13 protein-coding genes and 1 pseudogene are annotated in these 16,731 nt (G+C 38.2%); 6 read left to right on the top strand and 8 right to left on the bottom strand.

Annotated elements, in window-relative coordinates; genetic code table 11:
* Together FFR48_RS08845 and FFR48_RS08840 are read right to left on the bottom strand one after the other, a co-directional pair.
* Positions 1–330 (bottom strand): thioredoxin family protein (locus FFR48_RS08845; protein ID WP_137667103.1); only part of this gene is annotated, 330 nt, incomplete at its 3' end.
* A gap of 321 nt (positions 331–651) precedes the next feature.
* Positions 652–1,368 (bottom strand): NnrU family protein, encoded by a 717-nt coding sequence (locus FFR48_RS08840; protein ID WP_190346869.1) that lies wholly within the window; start codon positions 1,366–1,368, stop codon positions 652–654.
* A gap of 398 nt (positions 1,369–1,766) precedes the next feature.
* On the opposite strand from FFR48_RS08840, the gene FFR48_RS08835 reads away from it, so the two are divergent.
* From FFR48_RS08835 to FFR48_RS08820, 4 genes and pseudogenes are all read left to right on the top strand, one after another.
* Positions 1,767–2,786: a LysR family transcriptional regulator gene (locus FFR48_RS08835; RefSeq protein ID WP_137667102.1), complete on the top strand. Its 1,020-nt coding sequence runs from the start codon at positions 1,767–1,769 to the stop codon at positions 2,784–2,786.
* Positions 2,787–2,885: 99 nt separating this feature from the next.
* On the top strand, positions 2,886–4,325 hold the full coding sequence (locus FFR48_RS08830) for a serine/threonine-protein kinase (RefSeq protein WP_137667101.1): 1,440 nt from the start codon (positions 2,886–2,888) through the stop codon (positions 4,323–4,325).
* 45 nt (positions 4,326–4,370) lie between these two features.
* A complete protein-coding gene (locus FFR48_RS08825) occupies positions 4,371–5,798 on the top strand; it encodes an ABC transporter substrate-binding protein (RefSeq protein ID WP_190648188.1) in 1,428 nt (475 codons plus the stop codon).
* Positions 5,795–6,448: pseudogene (locus tag FFR48_RS08820) on the top strand (PstS family phosphate ABC transporter substrate-binding protein); the annotation flags it as partial. The gene FFR48_RS08825 and the pseudogene FFR48_RS08820, both read left to right, overlap by 4 nt.
* A 71-nt stretch (positions 6,449–6,519) precedes the next feature.
* Here the strand turns inward: FFR48_RS08820 and FFR48_RS08815 are convergent.
* Complete coding sequence (locus tag FFR48_RS08815) at positions 6,520–7,239, bottom strand: Crp/Fnr family transcriptional regulator (protein ID WP_096572776.1); 720 nt, start codon at positions 7,237–7,239, stop codon at positions 6,520–6,522.
* A gap of 296 nt (positions 7,240–7,535) precedes the next feature.
* Here FFR48_RS08815 and FFR48_RS08810 point away from each other — a divergent pair, with 296 nt between their 5' ends.
* Positions 7,536–8,423 carry a DALR anticodon-binding domain-containing protein gene (locus FFR48_RS08810; RefSeq protein WP_199291090.1) on the top strand — a complete coding sequence of 296 codons (888 nt, stop codon included), beginning with the start codon at positions 7,536–7,538 and terminating at the stop codon, positions 8,421–8,423.
* A 570-nt stretch (positions 8,424–8,993) separates the two neighbouring features.
* Here the strand turns inward: FFR48_RS08810 and FFR48_RS08805 are convergent.
* Positions 8,994–9,845 (bottom strand): Cof-type HAD-IIB family hydrolase, encoded by an 852-nt coding sequence (locus tag FFR48_RS08805; RefSeq protein ID WP_137667099.1) that lies wholly within the window; start codon positions 9,843–9,845, stop codon positions 8,994–8,996.
* A gap of 76 nt (positions 9,846–9,921) precedes the next feature.
* Between FFR48_RS08805 and polA the strand changes: the two genes are divergently transcribed.
* Positions 9,922–12,909 (top strand): DNA polymerase I, encoded by a 2,988-nt coding sequence (gene polA, locus FFR48_RS08800; RefSeq protein WP_137667098.1) that lies wholly within the window; start codon positions 9,922–9,924, stop codon positions 12,907–12,909.
* A gap of 49 nt (positions 12,910–12,958) precedes the next feature.
* On the opposite strand, the gene tumE is transcribed toward polA, so the two are convergent.
* From tumE to FFR48_RS29355, 4 genes are all read right to left on the bottom strand, one after another.
* Positions 12,959–13,342 (bottom strand): toxin TumE, encoded by a 384-nt coding sequence (tumE, locus tag FFR48_RS08795; RefSeq protein ID WP_137667097.1) that lies wholly within the window; start codon positions 13,340–13,342, stop codon positions 12,959–12,961.
* A complete protein-coding gene (gene tumA / locus FFR48_RS08790) occupies positions 13,332–13,562 on the bottom strand; it encodes an antitoxin TumA (protein WP_096570615.1) in 231 nt (76 codons plus the stop codon). Before tumA ends, tumE begins: the two co-directional genes overlap by 11 nt.
* A gap of 284 nt (positions 13,563–13,846) precedes the next feature.
* The gene (locus tag FFR48_RS08785; RefSeq protein WP_137667096.1) at positions 13,847–14,677 is read right to left on the bottom strand and encodes a formylglycine-generating enzyme family protein; all 831 of its coding nucleotides are present in this window, start codon (positions 14,675–14,677) and stop codon (positions 13,847–13,849) included.
* 204 nt (positions 14,678–14,881) lie between these two features.
* Positions 14,882–16,702 (bottom strand): formylglycine-generating enzyme family protein, encoded by a 1,821-nt coding sequence (locus FFR48_RS29355; protein WP_236104034.1) that lies wholly within the window; start codon positions 16,700–16,702, stop codon positions 14,882–14,884.
* Positions 16,703–16,731 lie beyond the last annotated feature (29 nt).

Genomic DNA, 16,731 nt, shown 5'->3' with positions numbered 1-16,731 from the left:
AGTCATGCAACTGAGTTGAATTTCTTCCAGTGCTTGACGTAAATCATCTCTGCTGCGGAAACCCTCAAGGCGTTGTCTGATCACACCTTTTTCAATTAGTAGTAAAGTTGGTAGTGATTTGAGACGATAGGTGGTAGATAGCTTGAAATTTTGATCAGCGTTAACCGCTACAAGTTTAATTCCGTTGTCGCACTGAGCTTGAAATTGCAGCAACAATGGGTGAATGATGCGACACAAGCCACACCAAGGAGCCTCGAAATTAACTAACACAGGAATTGGAGATTCTAAAACTTCTTGAGTAAATGTCCGCTCACTGACCGACAACACCATGACGCCTCTTGATTTATAAGGTTTTTATATCAAAGTAACCACCACTGATGTGAGTTGGCAAGTCAGTATCATTAGGAGTTGCTGACAAAAAAGCCAGCGCGATCAAATTCACGGTAGCTTTTTTGATGTTCAACTTCTGATTGCCGTTTCCTCCCGAAGAAAGTCAAGCGACCAGCAAATCCCAATATTCAATCTCAAACCGACTGAGGAAACCCACACTGACAGTTGGTTTATTTCATATTACATTGATTTAGTGGTATTTGATAAGCGGGAATTTTGATGAAATTAGTATTTTATGTTGATATTGGGGATCACTTAAAACTACCATGATATGCTACTGGTGGCTACGATTAATAGGGGATGAGACCACCAGAGTAAGGCTACAAAAATGGCAACTCCCAAGTAAGCTGGACGAATAAATTCTTGCCATTTCAGAGCTTGACGACCATCAAAAACTGCTTGAAAGGGAATAATTGAAGTGCGTTGTTTGACTACTTCAAAAGCTTCTCCATAGCGTTTGCTCAAACGGCGATCGCCATGCCAAACTCCAAATAAGTGATGTAGCACTAAACCCAAAGATGTAACAACAGTGAAGGTTGTACCTAGCCACAGAGTATGGGCAATACACCAAATAACTTGACCCACCATTTGCGGATGACGGGTAATACGAATAATACCTGTTTCATAAAGATGAACTTGGGGCTTTTGAATAGCCGCAATTTCTAGTAGATTGAAGGTAGCAGGATATAAAAATAAAAAGGAAATTGCTGATAGTACCCAAACTACTGGTTTCACACCCGGTATATCCTGTACTTGCCACAGTTGCCAACCATCATAACGGTGATTAAAAAAGTAAGTAATTAAGATCACTGCTAAGGGTAAACTAACTAATGCAAACAAAATGCGATACAACCTTGGTCCGATGTATTTTTCAGCCCAAGGACGCAAAGCAGCACCTCCGCTGTGGGCGATCGCAAAAACTAACTGTAACCCCAGCATCACAAGATGACTGCTGGTGAACCAAGGACTAGACATCATAGACACAACTCAATTTCCGATGAAAAATTCAAAATTGAAAATAAAAGCAGCTAATATTGGTAATTATCTTGACTAATAATCACTAGATGGTAAAAGCCAAGACAGTTGATTGCACCCTTAACAGTTTATACACAAGAGGATTTTTTGCAAGATGTTGTGTTAATTTCTTTTTCGGATCACGTTTTTAAATGTCATATTTAAATGTCATAGCAGTTTTCCGGATCATTAGGAGCAGTGTATATTTTGGAATCTTTGTCAAACAAGAGTTTTCCAAAGCTGACTACTGACTACTGACTGCTGACAGCTATTACAATGCCATAAATCATGCCTAGCCCAAAAGCTATAGACCTTGATTTATTTTTAAAGCTGCTCCTTCCCAAGTTTGTGGGTTAAGCCTTATGTCTGACCTTCCTTTCACTTTAGATCAGTTACGCATTCTCAAAGCGATCGCACAAGAAGGGAGCTTCAAACGCGCCGCTGATAGTCTTTACGTCTCTCAACCAGCAGTGAGTTTACAGGTGCAAAATCTGGAACGCCAACTGGATGTCCCCTTATTTGATCGGGGTGGAAGACGCGCTCAGTTAACCGAAGCTGGACATCTACTCCTTAGCTACGGTGAAAAAATTCTCAGTCTGTGTCAAGAAACTTGTCGCGCTATTGAGGATTTACAAAATCTCCAAGGTGGTACTCTAATTGTCGGTGCTTCTCAAACTACTGGTACTTATTTGTTACCGCGGATGATTGGGATGTTTCGTCAAAAATATCCCGATGTGGCGGTACAACTTCACGTCCACTCTACCCGTCGTACCGCTTGGAGTGTAGCTAACGGACAAGTTGATTTAGCTATCATCGGTGGTGAAATTCCCTCTGAACTAGCTGAATCTTTGGACATCGTTCCCTACGCAGAGGATGAACTGGCGCTGATTTTACCTACATTCCATCCCTTTGCTAAACTCGATACCATTCAAAAAGAAGACCTATATAAATTACAATTCATTGCTCTTGACTCCCAATCTACTATCCGCAAAGTCATTGATCAGGTACTAGCACGCTGTGATATTGATACCAGACGTTTTAAATTTGAAATGGAACTAAATTCCATTGAAGCAATTAAAAATGCTGTGCAATCAGGTTTGGGGGCGGCTTTTGTCTCTACTTCGGCGATCGCTAAAGAATTACAAATGGGTGTGCTACACTGTACACCTATTGAAGGTGTGGTTGTCAAACGGACTCTTTGGCTCATTGTCAATCCTAATCGCTATCGCTCTAAAGCCGCAGAAGCCTTTAGTCAGGAAATTTTACCCCAGTTTGCTACCCCTGGATGGGATGGAGATGCGTTAAAATTATCACAAAAAAATCTGATGTTAAGTACATTAGAAATAGATACATCAACGTCTATTTCATCTGATCCAGAGTAAATTTTTTGTCAGTAGTCAGTAGTCAGTAGTCAAAAGTGTAGATAGCTAATGACTAATGACTAATGACTAATGACTGGTGACTCATGACTAACAACTAACATGGAAGTTTACTGCACTCGTCCCAACTGCCCCAGGCCAATCAATCATTTCGCGGATTTAGATGATGTTACAACTTTAAAAACTACTCAGCAAAAATACTGCATTAGTTGTGGTATGCCACTACTTTTAGATGGTCGCTATGTACCTACTCAGTTACTGGGTAAGGGAGGTTTTGGTGCCGCTTTTTTGGCACGCGATCGCCGTATTCCGGGAATGCGCTCCTGTGTGGTTAAGCAATTCCAACCTGCTGGGAATTTAACACCTACTCAACTACAACTAGCACAACAACTCTTTGAAAGAGAAGCAGAAGTTTTAGCGCAAATAGGCAATGAACATGAGCAAATTCCTGACTTATTTGCTTTCTTCCCTGTCTCTGTCTCCAGTTTACCACCAGGAAAACAAGAGCAGTTTTTTTACCTCGTTCAAGAATATATTGATGGACAAAATCTAGAAGAAGAATTACTCCAAGAAGGGAAATTTTCAGAAATCGGAGTTACACAAATACTCACGGAAATTCTCCCAGTTCTCACTTTTATCCACGATAAAGGCATTATTCACAGAGATATTAAACCCTCTAATATTATGCTTCGTCGGGATGGTAAATTATTCTTGTTAGATTTTGGTGCTGTAAAACAAGTTGCTAATGTTCCTGGTGCTTCTACTGCTTCTACGGGAATCTATTCTCTGGGTTTTGCACCACCAGAACAAATGTCAGGAAATCAAGTATTTCCTTCTACAGATTTATACGCTTTAGCTGTGACTGTGATTACTTTATTAACAGGAAAGGAAGCTGGTACACTTTTTGATTCCTATACTAATCAGTGGAAATGGCGGACACAAGTTACTGTTAATGACAGACTAGCTGATATTTTAGACAAAATGCTGCTCCCTGCGGCTAGTCAACGCTTTCAGTCAGCAGCAGAAGTTTTACAAGCTCTTTCTCCACCTGCTCCTAGTGTAATTCCTACAGCTTCACCTCCACAAATACAAACACCTCCATCAGTACCACAGGGACAAAAAATACAACCACATCCATCAACCCAACCTCCAACACCAATACCACCACCACTAAAACCAATTTCACTACAACCAAAATTTGCTACTTGGGAATTATTAGCTGGGGCAGCTTTTAGCGGATTTCAAGGAGCATTAATAGCGATCGCCCTTTTCAGCTTACTCAAAAACCCGATCATCACTATGGCTATTTCTGTTGTGATTTTGAGTGGTTTAATTTTTGCTCAAACTCAACGCTGGTTGGAAAAATTTGACTTATTAATTATCCCCGCAATTACTTTGGCAATTATATTTTTTATCCCCTTTTTACATGGTGGTATTGTTATTCAGAATGTGGTTATTTTAGCATTTGCTTCAGCTTTAATAGCTATTGCGGTAACATCAATATTTCGTTTGATTTATAAATTAATATCTTCAATAATTTAGATAGTTTGGTTTTTCAAAAGTCACTTAAAAACAAAGGAGTCAATTATGTTACAAAAAGAAGTTAAAGTATTACTATTATCCTTATTATTGACAAGCGGTGTACTAGGAATTGGTATATGGTTATTTTTAGGGCGAATTTTGCCAATAACTAGTGTTAACACATTAGAAAATAATCAGAAAAAAAACAATAATAATCAATCAGAAACATCAGTTAAAGAAAGAATTAGTTTTGGGGAAAAAATATTTAGCCCTGGAGAAGCTTCTGCATTTAAAACAGATGGGGCTAAAGCAATAGCTAATAAAAATTATCAACAAGCGATCGCCAAATTTACAGCATCTTTAAAATTCCAACCCAATGATCCAGAAGCACTAATATATCTGAATAACGCGCGGATTGGATCTAGCAAAAACTATACAATTGTGGCAACAATACCATTAGCCAATAATCCTAATACTGGTACTGGATTAGAAATACTACGAGGTATCGCTCAAGCCCAAGAGGAAATTAATAGTCAAGGAAAAATTAACGGAGCTTACTTAAAAGTCGGCATAGCTAACGATGATGATAAACCAGAAATATCTAAAGAAATTGCTAGTCACTTAGTCAAAAACCCAGAAGTATTAGGTGCAATCTGCTGTAGTAGTAGTAATGCAACATTAACGGCAGGTAAAGTTTATGATTCTGGAAAACTTGTTGCTATTTCCCCTAATAGCAGTTCTGTGAAAATTACCAACTTTAGCCCCTACATTTTTAGAACAGTTCCCAGTCATTTGATAACTACTAGAACCTTAGCAAATTACATGGTGAAAAACTTACAGAAGAAAAAAGCAGCAGTTTTCTTTAATTCTCAAAGTGATTATAGTCAGTCTCTAAAATCAGAGTTTGTTGCCTCTATTTTATTGGAAGGTGGAGAAGTATCTCAAGAATTTGATTTATCCAAAGCCGATTTTAGTGCTGCTTCCAGTGTGAAACAGGCAACTGAACAAGGGGCGCAAGTATTAATGTTAGCCGCTAACACAGGAATTGTAGACAAAGCATTGCAAGTAGTTCAGGTAAATCAACAGCGTCTAAAATTACTGGCTGGTAATGGTGTGTATACACTAAAAACCTTAGAAATTGGTAGAGAACAAGCAGTAGGAATGGTATTAGCAGTTCCCTGGCATATTCAAGGTAATCCCAAATCGGAATTTCCCAAAACATCCCGAAAATTATGGGGTGCTGATGTGAGTTGGCGTACTGCCCTAGCCTATGATGCTACAAAAGCCTTGATTGCTGCCTTAGGAAAAGATCCCACCCGTTCTGGTATTCAAAAAACTCTTGTATCTCCTGGATTTTCTGCTACAGGTGCTGGTGGGGAAATTCGCTTTTTACCATCAGGAGATAGAAACACCTCAGTCCAACTTGTAAAAATAGTCCCTGGTAGTCGATCTCGTACTGGCTATGACTTTGAGCCAATATCACCAAGAAATTAAATCAAGAATTAAACCGCGCTCAACAACGTGGATTCAAACTCAATCAAATTCCTGTAGCGATTGATGGGTTAGCTGTAGCCGTAAACCCGAACCTAAATATCCCAGGATTGACAATAGACCAGCTAAAATCCATCTACACAGGCAAGATTAATAATTGGAATCAAGTGGGTGGACTAAATCTACCAATTAAGGCATTTACACGCCGTGTTAGTGATGGTGGCACCGTTGAACTTTTTGTCCAAGACATTTTGGGTGGTCAAACTTTCAGTTCCCAAGTAGAGTTTGTCTTTACGACCACCCAAGCCTTAAAAAAGGCGGCTGATAGTCCTGGTGGCATCTATTACGCTTCTGCTCCGGAGGTTGTTCCTCAATGTTCTATTAGACCCTTACCTTTGGGACGCACGCCTGGGGAATACATTCCTCCTTATCAAGAACCATTGATTCTCCCTAATCAATGTCCTGAAAAACGGAATCAATTGAACATTCAGGCTTTTCAATCAGGAAAATACCCGATTACCCGGAATCTGTTTGTAGTGGTTAAACAGAATGGTCAAACTGGGGAGCAAGTCGGCGTTGCTTATGCTAACTTACTGCTAACAGAGCAGGGACAGGAACTAATTACCCAAACTGGGTTTGTTAAAATCCGCTGACACCTGCTAGTCATCGCTTCTAAAATTTCCAGAACCAGATTAAACACTTCACTTGGCTTGGTGAAAGTGTTTTAGCTCGCTCTGTTAATTGACTCTGCTGGCAAGCAAATCAGATTATCCCCTTGGGTGAGGATGAGTCCACGTTGACGCAATTTACCCATCAAGCGAGTAACGGTGACGCGGGTAGAACCAATGGCGCTACCAATTTGGGCATGGGTGAGAGGGAAAGGTAGGCAATAGCCGCGAATAACATCGGGATCGGTTTCGCTCATTGCTGGTTCTCCATATTCCTCAATTAACAAGGTGAGGAAACCTAGCAGTCGGTCAATTGTACGTCGTTGTCCTAAAGCACTTAGCCACAATAGCTTGCGCTGATGTTGATATCTAAAGGCATCCATGACTTCACGACGGAAGTGAGGCCAGTTATCCAAATCATGCCAGTACATCCACAGCACCGCAGTTTGGTCAACGTGGGCGTAAGCTTGGAGTGTAAAGGGGGACTGAGCGACGATTTCAAATGGTTGTCCTGCGCCCACAAAACCCAAAAAGGCTTCTTCAGGGGTTCTGTTAATGCGTCGAGATGTTAGCTGGCTGGCAGTAGCACTTACTTGGGCTGTTCCTACCATGCGGATTGCACCTCTCTGCACTAAATACAGCAATCCGGGTCTGGCGGGAATGCGCTCATCTTTGCTGAAGGTGCGGCAGCGGTAGTGTTCTTGCGCCCAGTCAAGAATTCGTTGCCAAGTTAAGAAAGGCCGTGATGCCTCGGAAAAAGAGGATTGAGATTGCATAGTTAACAAAGAGCGTTCGGCTAAAAACAAAGACTAAATAAAAAGGTGCAAGGAGTGTCTTTGTGTTAACAGGGTAGGCTGAACACCCAACAGTGTCAGCCATCCAAAGTGTAGAAAGCGAATTTTGCCCTCTACTCTTTTGTTATACTTCTTACTGTACAATGAGGGTAGTAAAGTTTACTAATCATTCATTGATTATTCACGAAATTTTATCCTACTCTCATTTTTCTTTACTTAGACTAAACTTCTATCTAAAGGTGGATGGAACAGGATAAAATCGTGATAACCGCAAAAGTTTGCTAAATAACTACGTGCAACATTGGCTACTATTTAAGAAGTATACCTCAATTAAACAAATAGTCTATATCCATTTAATAAATTTCCTCAGTGTTTATACCAAGGATGAGAAAATTCTATGGATAAAAAAGGGAAAACTGCCTCTATATCAAGGCACAGATGGTAAAAAAATTTTATATATTTCTAGTGTAGCTTTGCAACTTGCCTCATCTGATAATTCAAAAGTAACAGGTATTATCAGGGCGATTGCTGCTCATTTGGTAGCTTATGGTGAGCTTTTTCACGTTAAAGTTGTTCCTCCTGCTTTGATTCATATAGAACTGATTGATTCTACTTTGGCAGTTTGGTTACATAATCTAACAGTCGGTGAAACTAGCTTAGAAGGAATTGGAGGTGGGGGAGATGGGGAGACGGGAAGATGGCCAGATGGTGAGAATTACAACAATAAATTGTTTAAAATTCAATATGCCCATGCACGCTGCTGTTCATTATTGAGATTAGCTGATCGAGAGGGATTGATTCAACTGATAGATAATAGTACAGAAGTGCTAGGTTTGCTGTCTACCCAACCGATACCCTGGCTAGACTGTGATCAAAAATTGCGTCTTTATCAAGGGGATGAGGTGCGTCTGATGCACCTGTTGGTAAAAATGGTAGATGATTTGGTATTCCCTGATTCTAACACTTCAGTTAATTGGATGACAACTGCACTGAAATTGAGCGAAGCTTTTGAAAGTTTCTGGTGTAATTGTCGCATCTGGGGGGAAGTGAAAATTAATTCATTGGAGTTAGCTCAGGCTAGGTTAGGATTGCTGATTGTTACCCAGTTGGTTTTAAGGTCTGTATTAGAAAGTAAATTGGGAGTTTTTGCGCCTGTGGAGTTGTGATTGGGGACTGTTGACTGGGGAGCGTTGACTGGGGAGAATAAGATATTACTTCTTGCCTCATGACTCCTAACTCCGGTCTGGGCGAAGCATTCGAGCGAAGAATTATTAATTTTGATCACAGGTTATTTTCCTGTAAGGGCGAAGCATTCGAGCGAAGAATTATTAATTTTGATCACAGGTTATTTTCCTGTAAGGGCGAAGCATTCGAGCAAAGAATTATTAATTTTGATCACAGGTTATTTTCCTGTAAGGGCGAAGCATTCGAGCGAAAAATTATTAATTTTGATCACAGGTTATTTTCCGAATGCTTCGCCCCTACGACTCCTGAACTCCTGTGACTGCAATTGAAAAAATTTGACTATAGGTATTGACGCGATCTGTCTCCTGGGATATATTAGCTAGTGTGTGAGGAGCGAACCAGCAAGGACACCGAGACGAAACACGGCCAGTCGTCGGTGTCCTTTCTGATGTTTGGGTAGGATTCAGGATTCAGGAGTCAGGAGTCAGGAGTCAGAAAGTAGGGGAGGAAAGATTTTTCCTAGTCACCAGTCACCAGTCCCCAGTTACCTGTTAAAGTAAGAATTTTTCTATGGCGATCGCTACTCCATCATGTTCTACACTGGCTGTCACCCACGTTGCTATCGCTTTTACTGGTTCTGGTGCGCTTCCCATTGCGACACCTATTCCCGCATATTCCAACATTTCTACATCATTAAAGTTATCCCCAATAGTCATTACTTGACTGCTTTCTATTCCTAACATTTCTTCTGCAAGGTAACGGACAGCAGTACCTTTGTTAACAAAAGGATTTGCTACTTCTAGGAAAGTTGCGACAGAAGTTGTCATGTATAATTCTGCGGGTGTGTATTGTAAACGTAAATCACCCATCATTTTTCTAATCAAATCTACTTTATTACATAAGGCTAAAACCTTAGTCGGGATGTTATCAGTTAATACTTGCCGCAAATCACCCACAGGAAGAGGAATAACACCACAGCGTTGAGAATAGTCTGCTGTATCTGTAGTTATTTCTCGCACGTAGAGTTGATCATTAATATAGAAATGGACTGAAAGAAGCGATCGCCATTGTGGTTGTTCAAAGTAATCTAATAATTGATAAGCAATTTCCTTGGTTACAGTTAAATGACGGTGCAGTTTACCACTATTGGGATCTTGAATCCAAGCACCCTGATAAGCTACCAATGGTAAATTAGACTGAATATCTTGATGAAAGCGCAAAGCTGAACAATACATTCTACCCGTAGCTATAGCTACTTGAATACCTTTAGCTTGGACTGCTTTAATAGCTTGCTGTACAGTGTCACTGACTTGGTTGTCATGGCCAGCGATCGTACCATCTATATCTAGTACCAGTAGCTTAATATCTTTTTTATTTTCAGCCTGATTGTTGATAGATGTCATAAGATGAGCAGATACATTATTTAATAATCGTCCCAGTAAGAGAGTAACAGGCGATCAGCAATAGTTAAAATAGGCTATGTTCCCAAACTCGACTAATTCAGTGATTTCAGATTCTGCAACTACAACCAATCCTACTATTATCCTTGTAGATGGACATTCTTTAGCTTTTCGTTCCTACTTCGCTTTTGCTAAAGGTAGAGATGGCGGGCTGCGTACAAAAACAGGTATTCCTACCAGCGTATGTTTTGGTTTTATTAAATGTTTATTAGAAGTATTAAAAAGCGAAAATCCACAAGCAATAGCAGTAGCGTTTGATTTAGCAGCGCCTACATTTCGCCATGAAGCAGATGATAATTATAAAGCGGGAAGAGCAGAAACACCGGAAGATTTTATTCCCGATGTAAAAAACCTGAATGATTTATTAACAGCTTTAAATATACCGATTATTACACAACCAGGTTATGAAGCAGATGACGTATTAGGAACTTTAGCCGAAAAAGCTGCTGCTGCTGGTTATCGAGTGAAGATTTTATCAGGAGATAGGGATTTATTTCAACTAATTGATGAAAAAAAAGGGATTACAGTTTTAAATTTTAGTCCTGAAGCTTTAAAACGTTCTACCAATAGTATCACGGAATTTCAAGCAGCACAAGTTCAAGAAAAGTTAGGTGTTTTCCCTACACAAATTGTAGATTTTAAAGCCCTTTGCGGGGATAAATCTGATAATATTCCTGGAGTTAAAGGAATTGGGGAAAAAACAGCAGTAAAATTATTAAATACTTATCATTCTTTAGATGAAATTTACGCTAAAATAGATGAAATAACAGGTGCAAATCATCAAAAATTAATTGCAGGTAAAGAAGATGCACTGCATTCTCAATATTTAGCCAAAATAGTTGTAGATGTACCTTTAGAAGTTAATTTAGAAGATTGTCATTTAAAGGGTTTTGATACTGCTAATTTAATTCCCATTTTAGAGAAATTAGAATTTAAGAAATTCTTAGAACAAATCAACGAACTCCAAGCAAAATTCGGGGGAGAAGTTACAGAAACCAAAACCGAAACTATCAAAAATAACCAGATTAATATTGCATCTGAAGAAGATAATGAAGTATGGTTTTTTAGTGCGGAAGATACAGCGAATGCTGAAAAATATCATCATGAAAAAATGCCAATTCGGATTATTGATACAACAGAAAAATTAGAAGAATTAGTGAGCATTTTAGAAAAATGTACTAACCCAGAAAAACCCGTTGCGTGGGATACAGAAACTACAGATTTAGAACCAAGAGATGCAGCTTTAGTAGGAATTGGTTGTTGTTGGGGAACAGGAGAAAATGAAGTTGCTTATATTCCCGTTGGTCATGAAATAGGCAATAGTGGCAATAATTTACAGTTAGATGTAGTATTATCAAAACTACGTCCAATTTTAGAAAATGCAGATTATCCGAAAACATTTCAAAATGCCAAATTTGATAGATTAATTTTCAAATGTCAGGGAATTAATTTAACAGGGGTGGTATTTGATACTATGTTAGCAAGTTATTTGCTAAATCCCGATAATACCCATAATTTAAGTGATTTATCTTTAAGATATTTGGGATTACAACTCACAGAATATAATGATATTGTACCCAAAGCAGGGAAAAAAGAAATACAAAAAACTATTGCTGATATTGGCATAAATACAGTAGCATATTATTGTGGAACTCAAGTTTATGCCACATTTCAATTAGTTGATAAATTGCGAAATGAATTAAATCAAATACCAGCATTAGAGAAATTATTGCTAGAGGTAGAACAACCCCTAGAAACAGTTTTAGCAGAAATGGAATATACAGGGGTGAGAATTAATTCCGGTTATTTACAAGAATTGTCTCAGTTGTTAGAATCAGATTTAGCAGTTTTAGAAACAAAAGCAATAGAAATTGCGGGAGAAACATTTAATTTAGGTTCTCCTAAACAATTGAGTTATATTTTGTTTGATAAACTTGCTTTAAGTACCAAATATTCCCGCAAAATTCAAACTGGTTATTCTACCGATGCTGCAACTTTAGAAAAACTCCAAGAAGTTGATACCACAGGTTTGGTTGATGCGATTATTGAATATCGAACTTTATCAAAATTAAAATCTACCTATGTAGATGCTTTACCAGCATTAGTACATCCCAAAAGTCAACGGTTACATACTGATTTTAATCAAACTGTAACTGCAACAGGTAGGTTATCTTCTTCTAATCCTAATTTACAAAATATTCCCATTCGTACCGCTTTTAGTAGACAAATTAGAAAAGCGTTTTTACCCCAATCTGGTTGGTTAATGGTTGCTGCTGACTATTCACAAATTGAGTTAAGAATTTTAGCACATTTGAGTCAAGAACCTGTATTAATTCAAGCTTATCAAAATAACGAGGATATTCATACAGTAACAGCAAAATTAGTCTTTGAAAAAGATGAGGTGACATCAGAAGAAAGACGTTTTGCGAAAACAATTAATTTTGGTGTAATTTACGGAATGGGTTCTTTAAAATTTTCCCGTTCTACAGGTGTGGATAAGAATACTGCAAATGAATTTATTAAGAGATTTAATGAACGATATCCCCAAGTATTTAAATATTTGGAGGGTGTGAAAAAACAAGCTATTTCTCAAGGTTATGTAGAAACAATTTTGGGAAGAAGACGTTATTTTGATTTTACTACTAAAACCTTGAAAGAGTTAAGAGGTAGAAATTTAGAAGATATTGATTTGAGTAAGTTGAAAAATTTGGGTGCTTATGATGCGGGGTTATTGCGTTCTGCTGCAAATGCACCAATTCAAGGTTCGAGTGCGGATATTATTAAAATTGCAATGGTTAGAATACATGAAGTTTTGAAGAGTTATCAAAATAATTATCAAGGGCGGTTGTTGTTACAGGTACATGATGAATTAGTGTTTGAAGTTCCTCCCCAAGAATGGGAAGAATTGCAATTACAAATTAAGTCGGTGATGGAAAATGCGGTGAGTTTAAGTGTTCCTTTGGTTGTTGATGTGCGTGCGGGTGATAATTGGATGGAGACGAAGTAGTGTTGCAGCCGTAAAACAAATATCTGAACATTATTGCTATATAGTATTCCTACTTTAAAAACTCCATCACTTCTTGTAGAACATCAGCTATATGTGGCTTTTCGCAAGCAATTACATTGCCAAAAAGATGTTTATGGTGGGGGAAACTAGGCAAGTTGGGAAAGTGTGGTGTACTGTCATAACGAAAAATTAGACTATTTTGCTCATCTTGAAAGTGATAGCGGTAATCAACATATTCAATCTGATTATTTACAACAACAAATGCTTCACTAACTGCTAGTAAATATTTAATTGCAAAACGTATTCTAATACGGAAATTAGCACGCTCTGGCGTTAAAATTACCGCACTATACTCCTCAATATATACGTTAGAGCAATTAATTAAAAGTTGCTCAACTTCATCTAAATACCCTTGGATAATTTTACGCGACACCTTGGAGTTTGCTGGTTATTTCTTGGTGTAAAGCTAGATAATGCTGATAATTTCCTGCCCATTCGACAAACACTTCATCATCAGAAGTTTCTCCCTGGCTATATTTGGCAAAAAAATCTTCTGAACTCATTTGGTACTTGATTTCATAAACATTTAACTGTTTGGTCAGGGCAATCAACGCATCTAGTGGAGATGTATATTCGATAACTTGTTTACGCATTTATTTATCTGTTTAATTTAATTAACTTAATTATAATAGTTTGTTTGAAAAGTGCCTCATAGTGTATCAAATATCTTTACTCCTATTTTACAAAAGGTGAAGGGGTAGCAATGTGATAAAAATGACGGTATACCAATCTTAAAACATTCTCTAAGGACAAAGAAAGCATTTCGTTAATTATACAGACTCTATTTTCCAAAAAAATTTTTAACGATCCGCTTCGCTACGCTGAAAAAAATAAAAAAGAAAAAGTGCAAAGGGAAAAAGAAGAAAAGTATAAAAGGCTACTGAAGAATCCTCCCAACCTCACAGACTACACGAAAACCAACATAGCTGTAACGGTTGAAACGGTTGACGTTAAAGCGAGACGCAGAACGGCAGACTTTAGAACCGTATATCCAAGAACCGCCCCGCAGTGTAGCGCGTCCTGTCCTGTTAAATAAAAATTTGTTGCTATTAAACCAAGCAGCACCGTTTGTAGGCGATCTTTCATAGTTATTGTGCCAATCATCGAGACACCATTCCCATACGTTGCCGTGCATATCGTATAAGCCAAAATTATTGGCTACTCCAAAACTACCTACTTCTGTGGTTTGTTGTCTGTAAATTCCTTTCTGTCCTTGTCCATAGGTGTAGTTACCATGATAGTTAACCAAATCTGTTGTAATTGTCTCACCAAAGTGAAATGGCGTAGTTGTTTCCGCACGACAAGCATATTCCCATTCTGCTTCACTGGGGAGGCGATAATCTCTACCTGTGTGTCGGGAAAGGCGTGAGCAAAACTCAACTGCATCATACCAAGAAACCTGCTCTACAGGACGATTTGCACTTTTAAAGTTAGATGGGTCTGGGTCAAGTTCTCGGTTGACTTGTGGCATGGCGGCCACTGCTTGCCATTGTGCTTGAGTGACTGGATATTTACCCAGACAAAAGGCTTGAATTGTCACTTGATGTTGAGGACGTTCATCACTGCTGCTACCTTCCTCTTTTGCCGATGAACCCATGATAAAATTACCATCTGGAATCAGTATCATTTCTAGTTGCATATCATCATCCAAATTTTCTATAAAATACTGTGCTGTTCGTTCATATTCTTGAATTACAATTTTTGACATTTTTTATGACCTTTATATATTTTTTGATGAACCATCGGATTTGGTGTGACACAAACAAGTACAAAAACTTTAAATTTTAACTTTAAATATTTAAACTCTCATAGACCATTTCTTCCAAAAAAAATTTTTAACGATCCGCTTCGCTACGCTAAAAAAAATAAAAAAGAAAAAGTGCCAAGGGAAAAAGCAGAAAAGTATAAAGGGCTACTGAAGAATCATCCCAAACCCACAGACTACACGAAAACCAATAAGGTTGCCACGGTCGTCGCGGGAGTAGGAGTTGCGAGACGCAGAACGGCAGACTTTAGGATCGTTGAACCAAGAACCGCCTCGCAATGTAGCGCATCCTCTCTTGTCAAATAAAGATTTATTACTATTAAACCAAGCAATGCCGTTTGTAGGCGCTTTTTTATAGTTATCATGCCAATCATCAAGACACCATTCCCATACGTTGCCGTGCATATCGTATAAGCCAAAATTATTGGCTACTCCAAACCTACCTACTTCTGTGGTTTTTTGTCTGTAAATTCCCTTGAGTGATGATTCATAAGCATAATTGCCATTATAGTTAACCAAATTTGTTGTAATTGTCTCACCAAAGTGAAACGGTGTGGTTGTTCCCGCACGACAGGCATATTCCCATTCTGCTTCACTGGGTAGGCGATAATCTCTACCTGTGTGTCGGGAAAGGCGTGAGCAAAACTCAACTGCATCATACCAAGAAACTTGTTCTACAGGACGATTTGCACCTTTAAACCCAGATGGATCTGGGTCAAGTTCTCGGTTAATCTCGGGTAACTGAGCTACAAATTTCCATTGTGCCTGAGTGACTGGATATTTACCCATAAAAAATGGCTGCACTGTTACTGGGTGTCGGGGACGTTCATAAGTAGTGCTGTATCCCTCTATTCGTGGAACGCCCATCATAAAAGTACCTTTAGGAATAGATACCATTTCTAACTGAAGGCGATTCTCTAAATTTTCAATAAAGTGTTGAGCTTGTTTACGACTACGGTGCTGTTGTATTTCTGTTTGTATGATAGGGTCAAATACGTATTTTTTTAGGTTAGTGGTAATGGTAACTACTTCAAAATCAAATGGTTGTATTTTGATGGAATTATCTGTGATGGAATCATCTATCAGAATGATAGTTTTAACTTTAAATTTACATTCTTGTAATGGAGGGAATACAATAGTTTGTGAATATTGAGCTTGTTCAATTTCTTGAGCCAACTTAGCATAATCTCCTCCTAATTTCTTTAAAACCTTGGTAGTAATAGTTGCAAAATATTGAAAATTTAAGTTTTGAAGATTTTTTTCTTCTTTGAGTTGTTCTAATTCCTGTGGATTTTTAAGTAAAGCATAAAATTCTTTGAGATTTTTTCCGAGTTTTTTGGCAATATATTCAGAAATCGCTGTACCCAATGGTCCTAATGTGATATAATTTCCAATGTCAAATGATTTATTTTGGGTTTGATTATCTTTAGGATTATCTTTAAGGTTATCTTTAAATAGTTGATAATCTTGAAGTCGGGCGATCGCATCATAAGCATATAATCCATCTGCGAGAGTAGTACGGGAGGTAATTGGCCAACTGAGTACAGTTCCTAATTTTAATTCATAAGCGATCGCATAAGCTAAGGAAGTTTTACCAGATCCGGGATTTCCTGTTACTAAAAGCGGTCTTCTTAACAAGATAGCAGCATTTACAGCATCTAATACTGTGATTTTATTAATATTAGGTTCGTCTTCATTGCTATCATCATCTTTTGCTGCTGTTAGTTGACTAGAAACGCGAAATCTTTTACCCTTTTCTTGACATCTTCTATTTTCAGGAGAGTTAGCTAATGTTTGAATTTTTTCCCATCGGTTTTCAATTTCTGGTAAGTCCTCTTCTTGAATTTCTAAAAATTTCCGCCAAGGTGGTGGAGATTTCATTTTTTCCTGCATATTTATCTTATGATCTTGTCCATCACCATAGAATAAATACCAATCTTTGTTGTTTTCTGTTTGATGTTCAGTCATTGTTTTTGTTCTTGTGAATAGATTGATTT

This window comes from Sphaerospermopsis reniformis (assembly GCF_005402885.1).
Lineage (GTDB): Bacteria > Cyanobacteriota > Cyanobacteriia > Cyanobacteriales > Nostocaceae > Sphaerospermopsis > Sphaerospermopsis kisseleviana.
Note: the sequence above shows the minus strand (reverse complement) of the source record. Positions and strands in the feature narration are given on the sequence as shown.

What these genes read in the sequence shown, in the direction of transcription:
- FFR48_RS08825 (WP_190648188.1), top strand. Translation starts at nt 4,371, where the DNA reads ATGTTACAAAAAGAAGTTAAAGTATTACTATTATCCTTATTATTGACA.
- FFR48_RS29355 (WP_236104034.1), bottom strand. Translation starts at nt 16,702, where the DNA reads ATGACTGAACATCAAACAGAAAACAACAAAGATTGGTATTTATTCTAT.
- FFR48_RS08785 (WP_137667096.1), bottom strand. Translation starts at nt 14,677, where the DNA reads ATGTCAAAAATTGTAATTCAAGAATATGAACGAACAGCACAGTATTTT.
- FFR48_RS08815 (WP_096572776.1), bottom strand. Translation starts at nt 7,239, where the DNA reads ATGCAATCTCAATCCTCTTTTTCCGAGGCATCACGGCCTTTCTTAACT.
- tumA (WP_096570615.1), bottom strand. Translation starts at nt 13,562, where the DNA reads ATGCGTAAACAAGTTATCGAATATACATCTCCACTAGATGCGTTGATT.
- polA (WP_137667098.1), top strand. Translation starts at nt 9,922, where the DNA reads ATGTTCCCAAACTCGACTAATTCAGTGATTTCAGATTCTGCAACTACA.
- FFR48_RS08835 (WP_137667102.1), top strand. Translation starts at nt 1,767, where the DNA reads ATGTCTGACCTTCCTTTCACTTTAGATCAGTTACGCATTCTCAAAGCG.
- FFR48_RS08830 (WP_137667101.1), top strand. Translation starts at nt 2,886, where the DNA reads ATGGAAGTTTACTGCACTCGTCCCAACTGCCCCAGGCCAATCAATCAT.
- FFR48_RS08805 (WP_137667099.1), bottom strand. Translation starts at nt 9,845, where the DNA reads ATGACATCTATCAACAATCAGGCTGAAAATAAAAAAGATATTAAGCTA.
- FFR48_RS08840 (WP_190346869.1), bottom strand. Translation starts at nt 1,368, where the DNA reads ATGATGTCTAGTCCTTGGTTCACCAGCAGTCATCTTGTGATGCTGGGG.